Consider the following 20,879-nt stretch of genomic DNA (forward strand, 5'->3'; position numbering starts at 1 on the left):
CCGGCGCGCCTGCCGCGCGCCCATCAGATCAGCCAGCCTACAGGTGACCAAGATGGACGTGCAAGAAACCACGGCAGCATGCCGGGACGCCTTCGCCGAACTGGCGTCGCCAGCGTGCATTCAGGACCCGTACCCATTCATGCGATGGTTGCGCGAGCACAATCCGGTACATCGCGCGGCGTCGGGCCTCTTTCTGTTGAGCCGCCACGCTGACATCTACTGGGTGCTCAAGGCCACGGGCGATGCTTTTCGGGGGCCGGCGCCAGGCGAACTGGCGCGCTATTTCCCGCGTGCGGCGACCAGCCTGTCGCTAAGTTTGCTGGCGTCCACTTTAGCGATGAAGGAACCTCCAACGCATACGCGTCTGCGCCGGCTGATCTCGCGCGATTTCACCATCGGCCGGATCGACAACCTGAGGCCGACCATCGCTCGCATTGTCACAGCGCGCCTAGACGGCATGGCGCCCGCACTGGAGCGCGGGGAGGCAGTGGACCTGCATCAGGAATTCGCGCTGGCCTTGCCCATGCTGGTTTTCGGCGAACTGTTCGGCATGCCCCCGGACGACATTCTCGGGCTCGTCACCGGCATCAGCGCCATTCTGGAAGGCCTGAGCCCGCACGCCAGCGATCCCCAACTCGCTGCGGGGGACGCGGCCAGCGCCAGGGTGCAGGCCTACTTCGGCGACCTCATACAGCGCAAGCGCACCGATGCCCGCCACGACATCGTGTCAATGCTGGTCGGCGCACACGACGACGATGCCGAGATGCTGTCGGATGCGGAATTGATCAGCATGCTCTGGGGCATGCTGCTGGGCGGCTTCGCCACCACTGCCGCGGCCATCGGCCATGCGGTCCTGGCGATGCTGGCGCATCCCGAACAGCGGCACTGGCTGAAGGGAGATGCCGTGGGGGTGAAGGCATTCGTCGAAGAAGCCCTGCGCTACGACGCGCCCGCCATGTTCAGCTCCATTCCGCGTATCGCCCAGCGCGACATCGAACTGGGCGGCGTGGTGATCCCGAAGAACGCGGACGTGCGCGTGCTGATCGCGGCCGGCAATCGCGACCCGGACGCCTTCGCCGATCCCGACCGCTTCGATCCCGTGCGGTTCTACGGCACCAGTCCTGGCATGTCGATCGACGGGAAGATCATGCTGACCTTCGGCCACGGCATCCACTTCTGCCTTGGTGCGCAACTGGCCCGGGTGCAGTTAGCCGAGAGCCTGCCGCGGATCCAGGCGCGCTTCCCCACGCTGGCATTGGCCGAGCAGCCGACCCGGGAGCCCTCCGCGTTCCTTAGGACGTTCCGCGCGCTGCCGGTGCGGCTGCATGGGCAGGAGGGCTGAGATGCGCATCCTGGTCGATCAGGATCTGTGCGGAACTACCGGGCAGTGCGTGCTGACGCTGCCGGGCACCTTTCGCCAGCGCGAACCGGACGGCGTGGCCGAAGTGTGCGTGGCGACGGTCCCGCAGGCGCTGCACGCCGCCGTGCGGCTTGCGGCCAGCCAGTGCCCGGTCGCCGCCATTCGGGTGATCGAAAGCGACGCTGGCCATGACGAGCGCGCCAGCGCCGACCCTGCGCCTTCTCCGGCGGAGGCCGAGCGGCATGCTGCGAAAGACCAATGCAATTCAGGAGACACGATGGGACGGTTTGAAGGCAAGGTGGCCGTGGTGACCGGCGCCGGCGCCGGCATCGGCAAGGCATGCGCTCTCGCCATCGCGCGCGGGGGCGGCAGAGTGGTGGTGGCCGACATTGATGGCTCGGCGGCCATCGCCTGCACCGCGCAGATCGCGGCCGAAGCAGGCCACGCGCTGCCCATAGCCATGGATATCGCCGATGAGCAGGCGGTGGCAGCGCTGTTCGAGACGGCGGAGCGGCACTTCGGGGGGGTCGACCTGCTGGTGAACAATGCGAGCGCCATGCATCTGACCCCGCGCGACCGCGCGATCCTCGACCTGGACCTGGCAGTCTGGGACCAGACCATGGCGACCAATCTGCGCGGCACGCTGCTCTGCTGCCGGCAGGCCATCCCACGGATGATCGCCCGCGGCGGTGGCGCGATCGTCAACATGTCGTCGTGCCAGGGGCTCAGCGGTGACACGGCGCAGACGTCCTACGCCGCGTCGAAGGCGGCGATGAACATGCTCTCGGCTTCGCTCGCCACCCAATACGGTCATGCGCAGATCCGCTGCAACGCCGTTGCGCCGGGTCTCGTCATGACCGAGCGTCTCCTCGCCAAGCTGGACGAGTGCATGCAACGGCATCTGCGCCGGCACCAGCTCCTGCAGCGCGTCGGCCGCCCCGAGGACGTGGCCGCGCTCGTGGCGTTCCTGCTCTCCGACGATGCTGCGTTTATCACAGGCCAGGTCGTGTGCATCGATGGCGGCATGCTGGCGCATGTGCCGACATACGCCGACGGTGGCAACAGCTGCGCCGCGCGCCCTGCCGGCGACACCGAATCGGCGGCGGCGGCGCGCTGCTGATGGACATGCTGCTCAACCCACTCAACCGTCGCCACCGGCTGCGCTGCGACATCCCGGTCATGCCTGGCGCTTTCCCCCTGGTCGGGCATCTTCCCGCCATTGTCTGCGACCTGCCGCGCCTGCTGCAGCGCGCAGAACGGACGCTGGGCAGCCACTTCTGGCTGGATTTCGGCCCTGCCGGACACCTGATGACCTGCGTGGATCCGGATGCGTTCGCACTGCTCCGGCACAAGGACGTGTCCTCGGCGCTGATCGAAGAGATCGCGCCCGAATTGCTTGGCGGAACGTTGGTTGCCCAGGACGGCGGCGCGCACCGGCAGGCGCGCGATGCGATCAAGGCGGCGTTCCTGCCCAAGGGGCTGACCCAGGCCGGCATCGGCGACCTGTTCGCGCCCGTCATCTGGGCGCGGGTGCAGGCGTGGCGCGACTGCGGCGAGGTAACCATCCTGCGCGAAACCGGCGACCTGATGCTCAAGCTCATCTTCAGCCTCATGGGAATCCCCGCGCAGGACCTGCCGGGATGGCATCGCAAATACCGGCAACTGCTGCAGTTGATCGTCGCGCCCCCGGTCGACCTGCCCGGACTGCCCTTGCGGCGCGGCCGCGCCGCCCGCGACTGGATCGACGCGCAGTTGCGCCAGTTCGTCCGCGACGCGCGCGCGCATGCCGCGCGCACCGGGTTGATCAACGACATGGTGAGCGCGTTCGACCGCAGCGACGATGGGCTCTCCGATGACGTCCTAGTCGCCAATATCCGATTGCTGCTGCTTGCCGGTCACGACACCACTGCCTCGACGATGGCCTGGATGGTGATCGAACTGGCGCGGCAGCCTGTGCTGTGGGACGCCCTGGTCGAGGAGGCGCAACGCGTGGGCGCGGTGCCGACCCGGCACGCGGACCTGGCGGAGTGTCCGGTCGCCGAGGCGCTGTTCCGCGAGACGCTGCGCCTGCATCCGGCGACCACGCTCCTGCCGCGTCGCGCGCTGCAGGAATTGCAACTCGGCCAACGGCGCATTCCCGCGGGCACCCATCTGTGCATCCCGCTGCTGCATTTCTCGACCTCGGCGCTGCTGCACGAGGCGCCTGATCAGTTCCGCCTGGCACGGTGGCTGCAACGCACGGAGCCGATCCGGCCGGTGGACATGCTGCAGTTCGGTACCGGCCCACACGTCTGCATCGGCTACCACCTGGTATGGCTGGAAATGGTGCAGTTCTGCATCGCCTTGGCGCTGATCATGCACAGGGCCGGGGTGCGGCCGCGGTTGCTGAGCGGCGTCGAAAAAGGCCGGCGCTATTACCCGACCGCACATCCGTCCATGGCAATCCGCATAGGCTTCTCATGAGCTGGCATCGCATGCCGCGTGTGGCGAGGCAGCGGCGGCGCCGGCGAGGCTCGGCATTGCTGCACTCAGCGCACGCGCTCGGTGCGACGCCGGCAACACCGCGGCGGCTTGGCGCTCGCCGTGGCCATCTCGTGTCAGGTACAAGGACATGAAAAACATGCAGACCGGTTCCACGCTACACGACGACCGAACTGGCGTTTCCGCGCTCGGCGGATTGGGCGCGCAGGCGCGCGGCGCATCCGGCAGGCTGCTGCCGGAGATCTGGATGCAGGACGGCGCAAAGCGGGTCGAACAGGCGCTGGCGCGTCTTCTCTGCGCCGAAGACGACGGTGAGACCGAGCTGATGGCGGCGATGCGCTACGCCACCTTGCATGGCGGGAAGCGCACCCGCGCCTTGCTCTGTCTGGCTGCCGGCGCACTGGCCGACACGCCGGCGCACATGCTCGACGACGTCGGCGCCGCCATCGAGATGATGCACGCCTGTACCCTGGTCCACGACGACCTGCCCGCGATGGACGACGACGTGCTTCGCCGCGGCCTTCCGACAGTGCACGTCAAGTTCGGCGAAGCCACTGCGATCTTGGTCGGCGATGCGCTGCAGGCGCACGCCTTCCTGACCCTGGCGAGCCTGGATGCGCCGGGCGACAACCGTATCGCGCTCGTGCGCGAACTGGCGCAGGCCGTGTCCGCCGAGGGTGCCGCAGGCGGGCAGGCCATGGATCTGTCGCTGGTCGGAAAGCACGCCGAGCTGGACAGGATCGTGGCGATGCACCGGATGAAGAGCGGAGCGCTAGTGCGCGCGTCCGTTCGCATGGGCGCGCTATGCTCCATCGCGGAGGATGCCGCGCACGCTGCGCTGTACTGTGCGCTCGATCGCTACACCGCCTGTTTCGGGCTGGCGTTGCAGGTGATCGACGACATTCTCGACGCGACAGCGGATACCGCGACGCTGGGCAAGACCCCCGGTAAGGACGCGGCGGCGCAGAAGCCGACCTGCGCGTCGATCATGGGGCTGCAGGCAGCGCGCCAGTTCGCGCTGGATTTGTTGCGCGACGCCGGGGAGGCCATCGTCCCGCTGGGGCCGCGTGCGGAACGGTTGGCGCAGATGCTGCAGCGGGCCAACGTGTATCTGTCCGCGCCATACGCATGAGCGCGCCTGTCCGCATGGACTCGCCCCTGTGCTGCTGCGATCGGCCGGCGGGCGGTGCATGCTGCTCTTTGTCCGAGTCCGCGGCGCGGATCGCAGCGATTGCGCGATCCTGGTCCTCGTCAACCGTCTGCAGAAGGAACATCCCGCGTGAACGCGCTGTCCGAACAGATCCTTTCCGAATTGCGCCACCTGCTGAGCGAGATGAGCGACGGCGGCAGCGTCGGTCCGTCCGTCTACGACACGGCGCGAGCTCTGCAGTTCCACGGCAACGTCACCGGTCGGCAGGACGCATACGCGTGGCTCATCGCGCAGCAACAGGCCGATGGCGGATGGGGAAGTGCGGACTTTCCGCTGTTCCGCCATGCGCCCACGTGGGCGGCGTTGCTGGCATTGCAGCGTGCCGATCCTCTTCCCGGCGCTGCCGACGCAGTCCAGGCTGCAACCCGGTTCCTCGAGCGCCAGCCCGATCCCTACGCGCATGCGGTGCCGGAAGACGCGCCGATCGGCGCGGAGCTGATCCTGCCGCAGTTGTGCGGCGAGGCCGCATCCTTGCTGGGCGGCGTGGCGTTTCCGCGCCACCCGGCGCTGTTGCCGTTGCGGCAAGCGTGCCTGGTCAAGCTGGGGGCGGTGGCGACGTTGCCGAGCGGCCATCCGTTGCTGCACTCCTGGGAAGCCTGGGGGACGTCGCCGACCACCGCATGCCCGGATGACGGCGGCAGCATCGGCATCAGTCCGGCGGCCACCGCCGCGTGGCGTGCGCACGCCGTGACACAGGGGAGCACGCCGCAGGTCGGGCGCGCCGACGCGTATTTGGAGGCGGCATCGCGGGCGACGCGCAGCGGCATCGAAGGTGTCTTTCCCAACGTCTGGCCGATCAATGTATTCGAGCCATGCTGGTCGCTGTACACCCTGCATCTGGCCGGTCTGTTCGCGCATCCCGCGCTCGCCGAGGCGGTGCAAGTGATCGTCGCGCAGCTCGACGCCCGCCTGGGCGTGCGCGGTCTGGGCCCGGCCTTGCACTTCGCGGCCGATGCGGACGATACCGCCGTTGCGATGTGCGTCCTGCGCCTTGCAGGCCGCGACCCGGCGGTCGATGCGTTGCGCCATTTCGAAATCGGCGAGCTGTTCGTCACCTTCCCCGGCGAGCGCAATGCCTCGGTGTCGACCAACATCCATGCCCTGCATGCGTTGCGAATGTTGGGAAAGCCCGCCGCCGGCACCAGCGCCTACGTCGAGGCCAATCGCAACCCGCACGGTCTATGGGACAACGAAAAATGGCACGTTTCGTGGCTGTATCCCACCGCGCATGCGGTCGCTGCGCTGGCGCAAGGCAAGCCCCAGTGGCGCGACGAGCGCGCGCTGGCGGCGCTGCTGCGGGCGCAGCGCGACGACGGCGGCTGGGGCGCCGGTCGCACGTCCACATTCGAGGAAACCGGCTATGCGCTGTTCGCGTTGCACGTGATGGATGGGAGCGAAGAGCCGACAGGGCGCCGGCGCATCGCGCAGGCGGTGGCGCGTGCGCTGGAGTGGATGCTCGCCCGCCATGCGGCGCATGCATTGCCGCATACGCCGCTGTGGATCGGCAAGGAACTGTATTGCCCCACCCGGGTGGTGCGCGTGGCCGAACTCGCCGGGTTGTGGCTGGCGCTTCGTTGGGGGCGGCGCGTCCTGGCCGAGGGAGCAGGAGCGGCGCCATGATCCAGACCGAACGCGCGCTGCAGCAGGTGCTGGAGTGGGGGCGTTCCCTGACCGGGTTCGCCCACGAGCATGCCGTGGAAGCGGTCAGGGGCGGCCAGTACATCCTGCAGCGCATCCACCCGAGCCTGCGCGACACCAGCGCCCGCACCGGCCGCGATCCGCAGGACGAAACGCTGATCGTGGCGTTCTATCGCGAACTGGCGCTGCTGTTTTGGCTCGACGATTGCAACGACCTTGGCCTGATCGCGCCGGACCAGCTCGCCGCGGTGGAGCAGGCGCTGGGGCAGGGCGTGCCGTGCGCGCTCCCCGGATTCGAGGGCTGCGCTGTGCTGCGCGCTTCGCTGGCCGCGCTCGCCTACGATCGTCGCGACTATGCTCAGCTTCTGGACGATACCCGGTGCTACTGCGCGGCGCTGCGCGCCGGACACGCGCAGGCGGCAGGGGCGGAACGCTGGTCCTACGCCGAGTACCTGCACAACGGCATCGATTCGATCGCCTACACGAACGTGTTCTGTTGCCTGTCGTTGCTGTGGGGACTGGACATGGCGACCTTGCGCGCGGGTCCGGCGTTTCGTCAGGTCCTGCGGCTCATCTCCGCGATAGGGCGCCTGCAGAACGATCTGCATGGACGCGAAAAGGATAGGTCGGCCGGCGAGGCCGACAACGCGGCCATCCTGCTGCTGCAGCGCTATCCGGCTATGCCTGTGGTGGAGTTCCTCAACGACGAGCTGGCCGGCCATACGCGCATGCTGCACCGGGTGATGGCGGAAGAACGCTTTCCCGCGCCGTGGGGACCGTTGATCGAGGCCATGGCGGCCATCCGCGCGCAGTACTACCAGACCTCGACCAGCCGCTACCGCAGCGACGCTGCGGGGGGAGGCCAGCGTGCGCCGGCCTGAACGCGCGGGAGGCGGCGGCGTGCGCGCGCTGCCGTCGGTCCGATCGACGCAACGCCGTCGCCCGATGCCACGGAGAGAGCGAGCATGAGCGACACCGCCCTGAGCCGGCGCAAGGACGACCATCTGGACATCGTGTTGGATCAGCGAACGGCGCCGGCCACGGTCGCCGCCGGCTGGGAGTACATCCGTTTCGAACACTGCGCATTGCCCGAGTTGGACCTGACGCAGATCGACCTGCGCGCCTCGCTGCTGGGCAAGACCATGCGCGCGCCGCTGCTGATCAGCTCAATGACCGGCGGCATGCCACGCGCCGAGGCCATCAACCGGCATCTGAGCGAGGCAGCGCAAGCCTTGGGGATCGCGATGTGCGTCGGTTCGCAGCGGGTGAGCCTGCAATCCCGCAACTCCCAGGGGCTGACGCGCGCGCTGCGCCGCCTGGCCCCAGACATTCCCTTGCTGGCCAATATCGGCGCCGCGCAACTGCGCGAGGCCGACGGCCTCGACCTGGCGCGCCGGGCGGTGGATGCGCTGGAGGCCGATGGACTCATCATCCATCTCAATCCGCTGCAGGAAGCGGTACAGCTGGAGGGCGACCGCGACTGGCGCGGCGTCCTGGCGCAGATCGCTCGTGCCGCGCGCAGCGTGGGCGTGCCGATCGTGGCCAAGGAAGTGGGGTCGGGCCTGTCGGCCTCGGTGGCCTGTGCGCTCGTCGAGGCGGGCGTGGCGGTGATCGATGTCGCCGGTGCCGGCGGCACCAGTTGGGCCGCGGTGGAGGGCGAGCGCGCCCGCGATGCCGCCGACCGTGCAGTGGCGATGGCGTTCGCCGATTGGGGGATTCCGACCCCGGCCAGCGTGCAGGCGGTACGTCGGGCGCTGCCAAGGGTGAAGCTGATCGCGTCGGGCGGGATCCGCGACGGCGTCGACGTGGCCAAGGCCATCCGCCTGGGCGCGGACATCGCCGGGCAGGCGGCCGGCGTGCTGCGCGCGGCTACGGTATCCACCGAGGCGGTTGTCGCGCATTTCGAGATCGTTATCCGCCAGTTGGCCGTCGCCTGCTTCTGCACCGGCTCGGCTGATCTGGCGGCGTTGCGTCAGGCGCGCTTGTTGCCCTCGGCGCATCTGCCCGCCGGTTGATGCCGGCGTCGCCCGCACGCGGCGGGCGCCTACAACCGGAAAGGCGAAAAAGTGCATTACGACATCATCATCATCGGCGGAGCCATCGTCGGCTCGTCGGTTGCCTATTACCTGCGCAAGGAAGGGTTTTCGGGCTCGATCGCGCTTGTCGAGCGCGCCCCGCAATTTTCTCATGCGGCGACCACACTGTCCTGCGCCTCCATCCGCCAGCAGTTTTCGATCCCGGAAAACATCCGCTGTCGCAGTTCACGCTGAAACTGTTCCGGCGGTTGAAGGAAGAATTCGGGGCGGACGCCGATATCGGCTTTCGCGAAGGCGGCTATCTGATCCTTGCCGGCGAAAACGGGCTGCCGATCCTGCGGGCCAACCACGAGGCGCAGATGGCCGAGGGCGCCGACATCCTGCTCGAGGATGCCGAGGCGCTCGTCCGCCGCTTTCCCTGGCTGTCGGTCGAGGGCATTTCCGCCGGCGCCTATGGCCGCAGCGGCGAAGGCTGGTTCGACGCGCATGCGATGCTGATGGTGTTCCGCAAGGCACTGCGAAGCAAGAACATCGATTTCATCACAGCGTCGGTGACCGGTATCGAGCGGCAGGGGAAGCGCGTCGCCGGTGTGACCCTCGACAATGGCGAGCGGCTCGAGGCCGGCACCGTCGTTAACGCCGCCGGGCCGAATGCCGGCAAGGTGGCAGCAATGGCCGGGCTGGCGCTGCCGGTGGAGCCGCGCAAGCGCAATGTCTTCGTCTTCGAGGCGCGCGAAAAATATGACGACATGCCGCTGCTGGTCGACCCGAGCGGCATCTATGTCCGGCCGGAGGGCTCGGTCTACATCACCGGCGGCGCCGAGCCGGAAGAGGGCGAAGGACCAGCCGATCCCGCCGACTTCGACCCCGACTGGCCGCTGTTCGAAGAGGTGATCTGGCCGGTGCTGGCGACCCGCATTCCGGCCTTCGAGGCGATCAAGCCGACGCGCGCCTGGGTCGGCCATTACGACTACAACACGCTCGACCAGAACGCGGTGATCGGCCCGCACCCGGAGGTCGGCAATTTCCTCTTCGCCAACGGTTTTTCCGGCCACGGCTTGCAGCAGGCGCCGGCGGTCGGCAAGGCGGTGGCCGAACTGATCGTGCATGGCGGCTATCGCACGGTGGATTGCTCGGCGTTCGGATACAGCCGGATCGCCGACGGGCGGGCTTTCAGGGAATTGAATGTGATTTAAGCAGGAAGGGCGGGTGCGCCGCGACGGTCCTTTTGATGCTGGAGGGACAGAGGGGCGCGAAGGAACGCGACAGGCGGTCGATGGCCCAAAGCTGGCGAAAACAGCCGGCCAGGGCCTGCCGCGAACGGAATGATTTTGTGATGATCGTGGCGCTCGATCCGCCGCATTTCCGGACGATCAGCGACTTCCGCAAGCGGCATTTGAAGGCGCTCGAGGCGCTGTTCGTGCAGGTTCTGAAGCTGTGTGAGACGGCAGGATTGGTCAAACTCGGCCATGTCGCGCTGGATGGCAAGAAGATCAAAGCGAACGCGTCGAAACACAAGGCGATGAGTTATGAGCGCATGAAGAAGCGCGAGTTGGAATTGAAAGCCGAGGTCGCTCGCATGCTGACGCGGCCGAGGCCGCGGATGCCGAGGAGGACGTGACTTTCGGCAAGGACAAGCGCGGCGACGAGATGCCGGATTGGGCCGGCGACAGGCAGAACCGGCTGGCCAAGCTCCAGCAGGCGATGCCGTCGCTGAAGCCGAGGCCAAGCTGGCGGCGCAAGAAGAGCGCCGGATCGAGGCCGAAAAAGAAGGGCAGCGCCAGGCCGCAGGCCGCAAGAAGCCTGGCAAACCGGCGGCGGCCCCATCAGAGGAGCCCGGTGGCCATAGCAGCTGTTCTCGGAGGAACGCCGTTCGCTGTGCCGGGCTAAAGCCTGAGAGATCCTCGAAGAAAGGATTGATCTCTTTCCATATCATTATGTTCATATATGATACGCGAACAGATCATAAAAGTTTGGACTTGCTCGCTGGATGAGTACCTTTGCGTATCATCGCGCATTGGAATAGATCGTATAGGTCTCATTATGGACTCTGAATCGGAAATTCTGCGCGAAATCGGTGGGCTTTTCAGGCAGGCCAGGCTGGCCGCTGCCATGACGCAGGAGCAGGTCGCGGATTTGGCGGGTATATCCCGTCCCCGCTATCGCGACATCGAAAAGGGAGCCGCAGCGGCGCGTGCGACGACGCTCATAAATATCGCTCGCGCGCTCGGTCTGGAAATGATGCTGGTTCCGCAAGTCATGGTGCCGGCTATCCAGGCTCTATTGCGCCCGCATGACGATGACGATCGACCCGCCTTTGTTTCTCAACCTGACGATGACGATCATGGCTCCAGTCTTTCCACCTAAGACAATCCCGTCGCTGGACGTGCTCTTGAACGCACTGAAGATCGGCACAATCGTTAGGACGCCAGGCGATTTCAACGCATTCAACTTCGATGAGGCCTACCGCGCGACGGGCGGCTTTCCGGTTTTCAGCCTGTCGTTCCGGGCAGCGACGGGAGGATTGCGGAAAGATCCGAAGCCTCTGGCGGGCGCCTTGCCCGCTTTCTTCGCGAACCTCCTACCGGAGGAGAAATTGCGCGAGGCGATGGAAAAGCACCACGAAGGCAATGTGCGGCCAGGCAATGATTTCGATCTTTTAGCGGCGCTGGGCGCCGATTTGCCGGGAGCCGTACGGGCGTTGCCCAGTGACGGCGCGATAGCGGTTTCGCAGGATGCTTCAAAGGATAAGCCCAAGGCACGGTTCTCACTTGCCGGCGTGCAGATGAAGCTGTCGGTCATGAAGAACACTGGAAAAGGCGGCGGCCTGACCTTGCCGATGGACGACGAGCAAGGCCGATACATCGCCAAGTTCCCTTCGACGGCGTTTCCAGGCGTTTCCGAAAATGAATTCGCTAACCTGGCGTTGGCTGCAGCGATCGGGATGGAGGTGCCTGAACGCGAACTTGTCGAGAAGTCCGATTTCGAGGATATTCCCGAGGAATTCAAGACGCTGTCAGAGGGCAAGGTCCTTCTCGTCAAACGCTTCGATCGCGGCGCTGAGGGCGAGAGGATTCACATCGAGGATTTCGCTCAGGTCTTCGGTGTGTATCCCTCGCGCAAATATGAGGGGGCCGCTTATCACGACATAGCCTTGGCCCTTGGCGTGGCCGTCTCGCCTACCGCAGCTCTCGAATTCGTCCGCCGCCTGGCGCTGACGGTCATCACTGGCAATGGCGACATGCACCTCAAGAACTGGTCTTTGATTTATCCCGGCAACGGCGACAAGCCGGTGCTTGCACCAATCTACGACGTCCTGTCGACCGTGCCATATATTCCCGCCGACGCCATGGCGCTTTCGCTTGGAGGGGAGCGCTCGTTCAAGGCGCTAGCAGCACCGCGATGGAAAGCATTTGCGAACCGTGCAAGGCTTCCGGAGCCGGCAGTCCTGAAGGCAGTGGTCCAGACCGTCGAACTCGTCAACGAGCACTGGTGGCATCTGCCTGAGCGCGACGTTGTCGCAGCGAAAGTGCTCGAGCGGATCGACGAACATGTGAAGGCGATGACGCCGATACTAAACTCCTGCGCCGATAAGTGAGCCGAGTCCCCTTGGGTTGGTGATATGGCGGAATTATCCCCCCGTGGCCCCGCATGGATGGCCGTGGATCGATGGTATGCCAGCGTGGCGCGCAAGACTCCGCGCAGTGTCGACGAGGACACGCGAGAACCAAGCACGTCAGCTCGCCGGAACAAACCATCCCGCAATTAACGTTAGAGGGTCGAGAAGCTGTTCGCCAACCTCTACACATCGATGCGGTTCGAACGAATGCGGTGACTGAGGATCGCGATCCGACGCTTTATGTCGCCATTGTCGGGTCCGCTACAGGGCTTGTACCGACGATCCTTTCTTTGGCCTCAAGCTAAAGCCCTGAAAAGCAACCATGAAATTATTGTTCGGTTCGATCAGCCAAATTGGCACGAGTCTTGAGATCCTTGGGTGCGAGGCGGCGACAGCTGCCCGACCGGCATTCATGTCGCGGCAGCCGCGATGAATGGAACGAAGGAAGGAAAGCTACATGTCAGGTTTGCGTCAGATCGCCTTTTACGGCAAGGGCGGCATCGGCAAGTCCACCACCTCCCAAAATACGCTCGCCGCCCTTGTCGACCTCGGGCAGAGAATCCTCATCGTCGGCTGCGACCCCAAAGCCGACTCCACCCGCCTGATCCTGAACGCGAAGGCGCAGGATACGGTCCTGCACCTCGCGGCAGAGGAAGGTTCGGTGGAAGACCTGGAACTCGCGGACGTGCTCAAGGTCGGCTACAAAGGCATTAAATGCGTGGAGTCGGGCGGCCCTGAGCCGGGTGTCGGCTGCGCCGGCCGCGGCGTGATTACCTCGATCAACTTCCTCGAGGAGAACGGTGCCTACGACGATGTCGACTATGTCTCCTACGACGTGCTCGGGGATGTGGTGTGCGGCGGTTTCGCGATGCCGATCCGCGAGAACAAGGCCCAGGAAATCTATATCGTCATGTCCGGCGAGATGATGGCGCTCTATGCCGCCAACAACATCGCCAAGGGCATCCTGAAATACGCCCATTCGGGCGGCGTGCGGCTCGGCGGCCTGATCTGCAACGAGCGCCAAACCGACCGCGAGCTCGACCTCGCCGAAGCGCTGGCTTCCAGGCTCAATTCCAAGCTCATCCACTTCGTGCCCCGCGACAATATCGTCCAGCACGCCGAACTCAGGAAGATGTCTGTGATCCAGTATGCGCCGGACTCCAAGCAGGCCGGGGAATACAGGGCGCTGGCCGAGAAGATCCATGCCAATTCGGGCCAGGGCACCATCCCAACCCCGATCACCATGGAGGAGCTCGAGGACATGCTGCTCGACTTCGGCATCATGAAGACTGACGAGCAGATGCTTGCCGAGCTTCAGGTCAAGGAAGCGGCCAAGGCGGCCGCACAGTAACGGCCGCTACTGACTGGGGGCGCGGCCTGACCTGGCGCGCCTTTCGAAGAACGGCGCCTCGTCGGTGAGCGTCACCCTGAACCTTTGAAAGAGGTCCCATGAGCCTGGAATACGAGAATGACGGCGCCCTCCATGCGAAGCTTATCGAAGAGGTGCTGTCGCAATATCCTGACAAGGCGGCGAAGCGCCGCAAGAAGCACCTCAGCGTCGCAAAGAGCGGCGACGAGGCTGGCGAGGAAAGCGAGGTCCTTTCCGAATGCGAGGTAAAATCGAACATCAAGTCCATCCCCGGCGTGATGACGATTCGCGGCTGCGCCTATGCCGGCTCGAAAGGCGTGGTGTGGGGTCCAGTCAAGGATATGGTCCATATCTCGCACGGCCCGGTCGGCTGCGGGCAATATTCCTGGTCGCAACGCCGCAACTACTACGTCGGCACGACGGGCATCGACACGTTCGTGACGATGCAGTTCACCTCCGATTTCCAGGAGAAGGACATTGTTTTCGGCGGCGACAAGAAGCTGGAACGGATCATCGACGAGATCGAGGAACTGTTTCCGCTGAACAAGGGCATGACTGTGCAATCCGAATGCCCGATCGGCCTGATTGGCGACGACACCGAAGCTGTGTCCCGCAACAAGGCCAAGGAGCACGAAAAAACGATCGTGCCGGTGCGCTGCGAGGGCTTCCGCGGCGTATCGCAATCACTCGGCCACCACATCGCCAACGACGCGATCCGCGACTGGGTGTTCGAGAAGAAGGAGGTCGAGTTCGAGGCCGGCCCGTACGATGTCAATGTGATCGGCGACTATAATATCGGCGGCGACGCCTGGGCTTCGCGCATCCTGCTCGAGGAGATGGGCCTGCGCGTGGTCGGCAACTGGTCGGGCGACGCTACGCTGGCCGAAATAGAGCGCGCGCCGAAGGCCAAGCTCAATCTCATCCATTGCTACAGGTCGATGAACTACATCTGCCGGCACATGGAGGAAAAGTATGGCATCGACTGGATGGAGTATAATTTCTTCGGCCCCTCTCAGACTGAAGCCTCTCTGCGCAAGATAGCCAAGCATTTCGGGCCGGAAATCGAGGCCAAGGCCGAGGCGGTCATCGCCAAATACCGGCCGTTGGTCGATGCCGTCATCGCCAAGTACCGGCCGCGCCTCGAAGGCAGGACGGTGATGCTCTATGTCGGCGGGCTGCGCCCCCGTCACGTCGTCACGGCATATGAGGATCTGGGCATGGTGATCGTCGGCACTGGCTATGAATTTGGCCATAACGACGACTATCAGCGCACTGGCCACTACGTGAAGAAGGGCACGCTGATCTATGACGACGTGACTGGTTACGAGCTGGAGAAGTTCATCGAGGGGATCCGTCCTGACCTCGTGGGCTCCGGCATCAAAGAAAAGTACCCGGTCCAGAAGATGGGCATACCGTTCCGTCAAATGCATTCCTGGGATTATTCCGGCCCGTATCACGGCTACGACGGCTTCGCCATCTTCGCCCGCGACATGGATCTGGCCATCAACAACCCGGTCTGGACCCTCTACGACGCCCCCTGGAAGAAAAAAGCCGAGCTGTCGGCGGCGATCGCAGCCGAATGAAAATCTGGCCTCCCGGAAGCCGGGAGGCCGTTGAACGCCTGTGGCCGTTTGTCCGCGGGAGACCTGAAACGTTTCGACGTCCCTGTGCCGCCGTATGGCGCGGCCAGATGGAGAAGAGGTAACCACCGATGCCGCAGTCGGCTGAAAAAGTTCTCGACCACGCGCCCCTGTTCCGCGAGCCGGAATACAGGCAGATGCTCGCCGAGAAGAGGCTGAATTTCGAATGTCCTCACCCGGACCAGATCGTTACCGACCAACGCGAATTCACCAAGACGTGGGAATACCGCGAAAAGAACCTCGGTCGCGAAGCGCTTGTCGTGAACCCCGCCAAGGCCTGCCAGCCGCTCGGCGCGGTGTTCGCGGCCGCAGGCTTTGAGCGAACCATGTCCTTCGTCCACGGCAGCCAGGGCTGCGTGGCCTATTACCGCTCGCACCTGTCGCGCCATTTCAAGGAGCCTGCTTCGGCAGTTTCCTCCTCGATGACCGAGGACGCGGCAGTGTTCGGTGGTCTGAAGAACATGGTCGACGGGCTCGCCAACACGTACCAACTCTACGACCCGAAGATGATCGCCGTCTCGACCACTTGTATGGCGGAGGTCATTGGCGACGACCTGCACAGCTTCATCGAGAACGCCAAGGACGAAGGCTCGGTCCCGCGCGACTTCGACGTGCCCTTCGCCCATACTCCGGCCTTCGTCGGCAGCCATGTCGACGGCTATGACGTAACGGTCAAGGGCATTTTGGAGCATTTCTGGAAAGGCGAGGAGCGAACGGAAGCCGAGGCAACCATCAACATCATTCCGGGTTTCGACGGCTTTTGCGTTGGCAACAACCGGGAGCTCAAGCGCCTGCTCGATCTGATAGGGGTGTCCTATACCTTCATCCAAGACGCCTCTGACCAGTTCGACACGCCGTCGGACGGCGAATACCGCATGTACGACGGCGGCACGAAGATCGAAGACGTGAGGAAGGCACTCAACGCCGAGGCGACACTTTCGCTACAGCATTACAACACCCGAAAAACACTGGAGTTCTGCGAGGGGGTAGGGCAGGCGACGGCCTCGTTCCATTACCCGCTCGGAGTCCAGGCGACCGACGACTTCCTGATGGAGGTCTCCGCGATTTCCGGCAAGCAAATCCCCGAGGCAATCCGCCTGGAGCGCGGCCGACTTGTTGACGCCATGGCGGACAGCCAATCCTGGCTGCACGGGAAGAAATACGCCATCTACGGCGATCCGGACTTTGTCTACGGCATGGCCCGCTTCATCATGGAGACGGGCGGCGAGCCGACCCATTGCCTCGCCACCAACGGCACCTCGGCATGGGAAGCGGAGTTGAAGGAACTGCTTGCATCATCGCCCTTCGGCAAGGATGCTCAAGTCTGGGCGGGCAAGGACCTCTGGGCGATGCGCTCGCTGCTCTTCACCGAGCCGGTGGACCTGCTGATCGGCAACTCCTATGGCAAGTATCTGGAGCGCGACACCGGCACGCCGCTGATCCGGCTGACGTTTCCGATCTTCGACCGCCACCATCACCATCGCTTTGCGCTCATGGGCTACCAAGGCGGGTTGCGCGTCCTGACGACGATCCTCGACAAGATCTTCGACAAGCTCGATCGCGAGACAAGCGAGACGGGCGTGACGGACTATTCGTATGACCTCACCCGCTAAGGGTGCCGGCCGGCTCATCGTGAGGCCGGTCGTCTTCCCGAGGGACTTTGGAGACCGACGCAATGTCCTTGCTCAGAGCCAAAATCCAGGATGTCTTCAACGAGCCTGCCTGCGAGAAGAACCGCGGCAAGGATGCCAAGGCGCGCAAAAAGGGCTGTTCGAAGCCACTGACCCCCGGGGCGGCTGCCGGCGGCTGTGCCTTCGATGGCGCCAAGATCGTGCTGCAGCCGATCACCGACGTAGCGCATTTGATCCATGCGCCGCTCGCCTGCGAGGGCAATTCCTGGGACAACCGCGGTACGGCTTCGTCCGGGCCAACGCTGTGGCGAACAAGCTTCACGACCGACCTCACCGAACTCGATGTTGTGATGGGGCAGGGCGAGCGGAAGCTCCTCAAAGCGATCCGCGAGATCAAGGAGGCGTATGGGCCGCCGGCTATCTTCGTCTATCCGACCTGCGTGACGGCGCTGATCGGCGACGACATCGAAGCCGTCTGCAAGCGCGCGGCGGAAAAGTTCGGCCTACCGGTGGTGCCGGTCAATGCGCCGGGCTTCGTCGGCTCCAAGAATCTGGGCAACAAGCTTGCCGGCGAGGCGTTGCTCGAGCATGTCATCGGCACGGTCGAGCCAGACGATGCCGGCCCTTACGACATCAACATTCTTGGCGAATTCAACCTCTCGGGCGAATTTTGGCTGGTGAAGCCGCTGCTGGATCGGCTCGGCATCCGGGTGCGCGCCTGCATTCCGGGTGACGCGCGTTACTTCGACATTGCCTGCGCGCACCGCGCTCGGGCGGCTATGATCGTGTGCTCGACCGCGCTCATCAATCTGGCCCGCAAGATGGAGCAGCGCTGGGACATCCCGTTTTTCGAGGGCTCCTTCTACGGCATCACCGACACCTCGGAAGCGCTCCGACAGATCTCTCAGCTGCTCGTGAAGAAGGGTGCCGATCCGGAGATCCTCGGCCGCACCGAGGCATTGATTGCAGAGGAGGAGGCGATCGCTTGGAAGAAGCTCGCGGCCTACCGGCCGAGGCTCGAAGGCAAGCGCGTGCTGCTCAACACCGGCGGTGTGAAGTCCTGGTCGGTCGTCCATGCGCTGATGGAGATCGGCATCGAGATCGTCGGCACCTCTGTCAAGAAGTCGACCGTCGAAGACAAGGAGCGCATCAAGCAGGTCCTCAAGGACGACAACCACATGTTCGAGCAGATGGCGCCGCGCGAGCTTTACGCCATGCTCTCAGAACACAAGGCCGATATCATGCTGTCGGGCGGGCGCACACAGTTCATCGCGCTGAAGGCCAAGACACCCTGGCTCGATATCAACCAGGAGCGCCAACATCCTTACGCCGGCTATGACGGCATGGTGGAACTCGTACGCCAGATTGACCTCGCCATTCATAACCCGATCTGGTGGCAGGTGCGGGAGCCGGCACCATGGGATTGCCAGCCTGCGGTGAGGGAGGAACTGCCGCGCACAAAGAGCGAGACCGCGACCTTGCATGCTGTCCAGGAATTCGCCGGCACGACGGCCGACGATTTCGGGGAGTGTTGAGGAAAGCCGATGGTCCGCATCCTTCCCCAGACCAAAGCGGCGGCGGTCAATCCGCTGAAATCATCGCAGCCGCTGGGTGCCGCCTTGGCCTTTCTTGGCGTCGACGGCGCGATGCCGTTGTTCCACGGCAGCCAGGGGTGCACCAGCTTCGCGCTCGTGCTCTTCGTGCGGCATTTCAAGGAAGCCATCCCCTTGCAGACAACGGCGATGGATGAGGTGGCGACGATCCTCGGGGGGGCAGACCATCTGGAAGAGGCGATACTCAACCTCGAGGCCCGCACAAAGCCAACGCTGATCGGGGTCTGCACGACGGCGCTGGTGGAAACCCGGGGCGAAGACTGCGCAGGAGATATCGCCAATATCAGGCTGAAGCGCAGGCAAGAACTCGCGGGTACGGAGGTGGTGCTAGCCAACACACCGGATTTCGACGGCGCGATCGAAGAGGGCTGGGCCAAGGCTGTCACCGCGATGATCGAAAGGATTACACGGCCCGGCGAGCAGGCGCGGCAGTCGAAGAAGATCGTGATCCTGCCTGGCTGGAACCTCACTGTGGCTGATATCGAGCATTTACGTGAGATGGTTGAAAGCTTTGGACTGAAGCTCGTGATTCTGCCGGACGTCTCCGGCTCGCTCGACGGTACGGTGCCCGACTGCTGGGTCACGACCACCTATGGCGGCACCAGCGTCGAGGATATCCGCGAGCTTGGCACGGCCGAGCAATGCATCGTCATCGGTGAGCATATGCGCCGACCGGCCGACCTGCTGCAGAGGTTGACCGGCGTGCCTTACGTGCTGTTCCGGTCGCTGACTGGATTGAAGGACGCAGACCGGTTCGTCTCGCTGCTGTGCGCGGTTTCGGGCGCGGCGGCGCCGGCTGGGGTGCGCCGTCGCCGGGCGCAGTTGCAGGACGCGTTGCTCGACGGACATTTCCACTTTGGAGGCAAGAAAATTGCGATCGCTGCTGAACCAGACCAACTCTATCAACTCGCGAGCTTCTTCATCGGCATGGGCTCCGAAATCGCGGCGGCGGTCACCACGACCGACATGTCGAAAATTTTGGAGGAAGTACCGGCGCAGTCGGTTCAGATCGGCGATCTCGGCGATTTGGAAGCTCTTGGCGCCGGCGCTGATCTTCTCGTCACCCATTCCCATGGCCGCCAGGCGGCGCAGCGCCTCGGCATTCCGCTCATGCGGGTCGGCTTCCCGATCTTCGACCGCCTCGGCAGCCAGCACAAGCTCACAATCCTCTACCAGGGGACCCGCGACCTGATCTTCGAGGTCGCCAACATTTTTGAAGCCAACCGGCACGCGCCGACGCCCGAGGCGCTTGATCCACTCCGTAAGCGAGAAATGCCAGATGAGCTCCGTTCGTCGCCTCTCGCTCGTCACTGACGAGATACACGCACCGACGCCGGAACGCCAAGCCGGCGCATTGCGCGTGGCGATCGCCACGCAGGACATGAAGAACCTCAACGCCCATTTCGGTTCGGCCAGGCGCTTTGCTGTCTACGACGTGATGCGCGAGGAGTGGAAGCTCGTCGAGGCCGTGGCCTTCGATGACGTTTCCGACGAGAGTGGGAAGCACCGAGCTGAGGGCGATGACCGCATCACCCCGAAGGTGGAGGCGCTCAAGGGATGTCATCTCCTGTTTTGTCTGGCTATCGGGGGGCCTTCGGCAGCCAAGGTTGTTTCGGCAAAAATTCATCCGATCAAAGTGCCGCAGCCCCAAACCATCCAAGAGGTGCTGTTGCGCACGCAGATGATGCTCAGGACGTGTCCTCCCCCTTGGCTCCGCAAGGTGCTGGCGCAGGCAGGTGTCGCCGAACACAAACCGTCTTTCGAGGACGAGGACTGAAATGAGGAGTGGGCGAAATGTCTGACGTCGTGGTTAGCCCTGCTGTCGCCGAAGACGAGGCGGCCCTTACCACCCCGTTCGTCAAATGCCTCGTGCGGCTGGTCCGGGCTCATGATCCCCACGGGTCTTGGGAAGCCAAATCGGACGCCGAGCTGCTGGGCGACTTCATCATCACCAAGGAACACCGACGTGCGATCCCGATCATCGGCGATCCCGATCCGGACGTGCTGTGGCGGCTCGAGATGTTTTACACCGCCGTCGGGCTTGCGATTGAGGAGCGCTCCGGCCTGATGGCATCGCCGATGATGGAGATGAGCCATGAGGGCTTCGGGCGCGTGCTTCTCACGGCCGGACGGTTGGTCGTTCTGTCGAAGACCCTGCGCGACGTCCACCGGTTCGGCTTCGAGACGTTCTGGAAACTAGCCGCGGCCGGTACCAAACTGGCCGGCGATGCCACCGCAGCCATTGAGGCTCATCCCGAGGTGGCGCGGGCGTGATGGAACCG

The 20,879-nt window shown here is 64.4% G+C and carries 18 protein-coding genes and 2 pseudogenes; all 20 read left to right on the forward strand.

Translation table 11 applies throughout. The features are described 5' to 3' along the window. The first annotated feature begins 52 nt into the window (after window positions 1–52). On the forward strand, window positions 53–1,342 hold the full coding sequence (locus tag NKJ46_RS22310; protein WP_352667662.1) for a cytochrome P450: 1,290 nt from the start codon (window positions 53–55) through the stop codon (window positions 1,340–1,342). A gap of 1 nt (window position 1,343) precedes the next feature. After that, window positions 1,344–1,469, forward strand: a pseudogene (locus NKJ46_RS22315) (ferredoxin); the annotation flags it as partial. Between the two features lie 168 nt (window positions 1,470–1,637). Continuing rightward, window positions 1,638–2,480 (forward strand): SDR family oxidoreductase, encoded by an 843-nt coding sequence (locus tag NKJ46_RS22320; protein ID WP_352578896.1) that lies wholly within the window; start codon window positions 1,638–1,640, stop codon window positions 2,478–2,480. Beyond that, complete coding sequence (locus NKJ46_RS22325) at window positions 2,480–3,823, forward strand: cytochrome P450 (protein ID WP_352667665.1); 1,344 nt, start codon at window positions 2,480–2,482, stop codon at window positions 3,821–3,823. Before NKJ46_RS22320 ends, NKJ46_RS22325 begins: the two co-directional genes overlap by 1 nt. 157 nt (window positions 3,824–3,980) lie before the next feature. Further along, complete coding sequence (locus tag NKJ46_RS22330; protein ID WP_352667738.1) at window positions 3,981–4,973, forward strand: polyprenyl synthetase family protein; 993 nt, start codon at window positions 3,981–3,983, stop codon at window positions 4,971–4,973. 147 nt (window positions 4,974–5,120) lie between these two features. Continuing rightward, window positions 5,121–6,671 carry a hypothetical protein gene (locus NKJ46_RS22335; RefSeq protein ID WP_352667668.1) on the forward strand — a complete coding sequence of 517 codons (1,551 nt, stop codon included), beginning with the start codon at window positions 5,121–5,123 and terminating at the stop codon, window positions 6,669–6,671. Then, window positions 6,668–7,570, forward strand: a complete 903-nt coding sequence (locus NKJ46_RS22340; RefSeq protein WP_352667671.1) for a terpene synthase family protein — start codon at window positions 6,668–6,670, stop codon at window positions 7,568–7,570. The genes NKJ46_RS22335 and NKJ46_RS22340 overlap by 4 nt, the downstream gene beginning before the upstream one ends. An 84-nt stretch (window positions 7,571–7,654) precedes the next feature. Continuing rightward, complete coding sequence (gene fni / locus NKJ46_RS22345) at window positions 7,655–8,704, forward strand: type 2 isopentenyl-diphosphate Delta-isomerase (RefSeq protein WP_352667672.1); 1,050 nt, start codon at window positions 7,655–7,657, stop codon at window positions 8,702–8,704. A 51-nt stretch (window positions 8,705–8,755) separates the two neighbouring features. After that, a pseudogene (locus NKJ46_RS22350) lies at window positions 8,756–9,921 on the forward strand (NAD(P)/FAD-dependent oxidoreductase). A 140-nt stretch (window positions 9,922–10,061) separates the two neighbouring features. Next, window positions 10,062–10,346, forward strand: a complete 285-nt coding sequence (locus NKJ46_RS22355; protein WP_502903433.1) for a transposase — start codon at window positions 10,062–10,064, stop codon at window positions 10,344–10,346. After that, window positions 10,343–10,615 carry a hypothetical protein gene (locus NKJ46_RS34765; RefSeq protein WP_502903435.1) on the forward strand — a complete coding sequence of 91 codons (273 nt, stop codon included), beginning with the start codon at window positions 10,343–10,345 and terminating at the stop codon, window positions 10,613–10,615. Before NKJ46_RS22355 ends, NKJ46_RS34765 begins: the two co-directional genes overlap by 4 nt. A 153-nt stretch (window positions 10,616–10,768) precedes the next feature. Next, window positions 10,769–11,092, forward strand: coding sequence for a helix-turn-helix domain-containing protein (locus NKJ46_RS22360; RefSeq protein WP_352667675.1), 324 nt, complete (start codon window positions 10,769–10,771; stop codon window positions 11,090–11,092). Beyond that, on the forward strand, window positions 11,070–12,323 hold the full coding sequence (locus NKJ46_RS22365; RefSeq protein ID WP_352667677.1) for a type II toxin-antitoxin system HipA family toxin: 1,254 nt from the start codon (window positions 11,070–11,072) through the stop codon (window positions 12,321–12,323). Before NKJ46_RS22360 ends, NKJ46_RS22365 begins: the two co-directional genes overlap by 23 nt. Window positions 12,324–12,801: 478 nt before the next feature. Continuing rightward, entirely contained in the window at window positions 12,802–13,695 is an 894-nt protein-coding gene (gene nifH / locus NKJ46_RS22370) for a nitrogenase iron protein (protein WP_023801970.1), read from the forward strand. A gap of 98 nt (window positions 13,696–13,793) precedes the next feature. Beyond that, window positions 13,794–15,296 carry a nitrogenase molybdenum-iron protein alpha chain gene (gene nifD, locus NKJ46_RS22375; RefSeq protein ID WP_352667680.1) on the forward strand — a complete coding sequence of 501 codons (1,503 nt, stop codon included), beginning with the start codon at window positions 13,794–13,796 and terminating at the stop codon, window positions 15,294–15,296. 128 nt (window positions 15,297–15,424) lie between these two features. Then, window positions 15,425–16,966 carry a nitrogenase molybdenum-iron protein subunit beta gene (nifK, locus tag NKJ46_RS22380; protein WP_352667682.1) on the forward strand — a complete coding sequence of 514 codons (1,542 nt, stop codon included), beginning with the start codon at window positions 15,425–15,427 and terminating at the stop codon, window positions 16,964–16,966. Between the two features lie 62 nt (window positions 16,967–17,028). Beyond that, entirely contained in the window at window positions 17,029–18,519 is a 1,491-nt protein-coding gene (gene nifE / locus NKJ46_RS22385; RefSeq protein ID WP_352667684.1) for a nitrogenase iron-molybdenum cofactor biosynthesis protein NifE, read from the forward strand. 9 nt (window positions 18,520–18,528) lie between these two features. Further along, window positions 18,529–19,911 (forward strand): nitrogenase iron-molybdenum cofactor biosynthesis protein NifN, encoded by a 1,383-nt coding sequence (gene nifN, locus NKJ46_RS22390; protein WP_352667686.1) that lies wholly within the window; start codon window positions 18,529–18,531, stop codon window positions 19,909–19,911. Then, window positions 19,877–20,374: a nitrogen fixation protein NifX gene (gene nifX / locus NKJ46_RS22395; RefSeq protein ID WP_352667688.1), complete on the forward strand. Its 498-nt coding sequence runs from the start codon at window positions 19,877–19,879 to the stop codon at window positions 20,372–20,374. The genes nifN and nifX overlap by 35 nt, the downstream gene beginning before the upstream one ends. A 17-nt stretch (window positions 20,375–20,391) precedes the next feature. Further along, entirely contained in the window at window positions 20,392–20,871 is a 480-nt protein-coding gene (locus NKJ46_RS22400; protein ID WP_352667690.1) for a NifX-associated nitrogen fixation protein, read from the forward strand. Window positions 20,872–20,879 lie beyond the last annotated feature (8 nt).

It is taken from the genome of Mesorhizobium sp. M0166 (genome assembly GCF_040322255.1).
Taxonomy (GTDB): Bacteria; Pseudomonadota; Alphaproteobacteria; order Rhizobiales; family Rhizobiaceae; genus Mesorhizobium.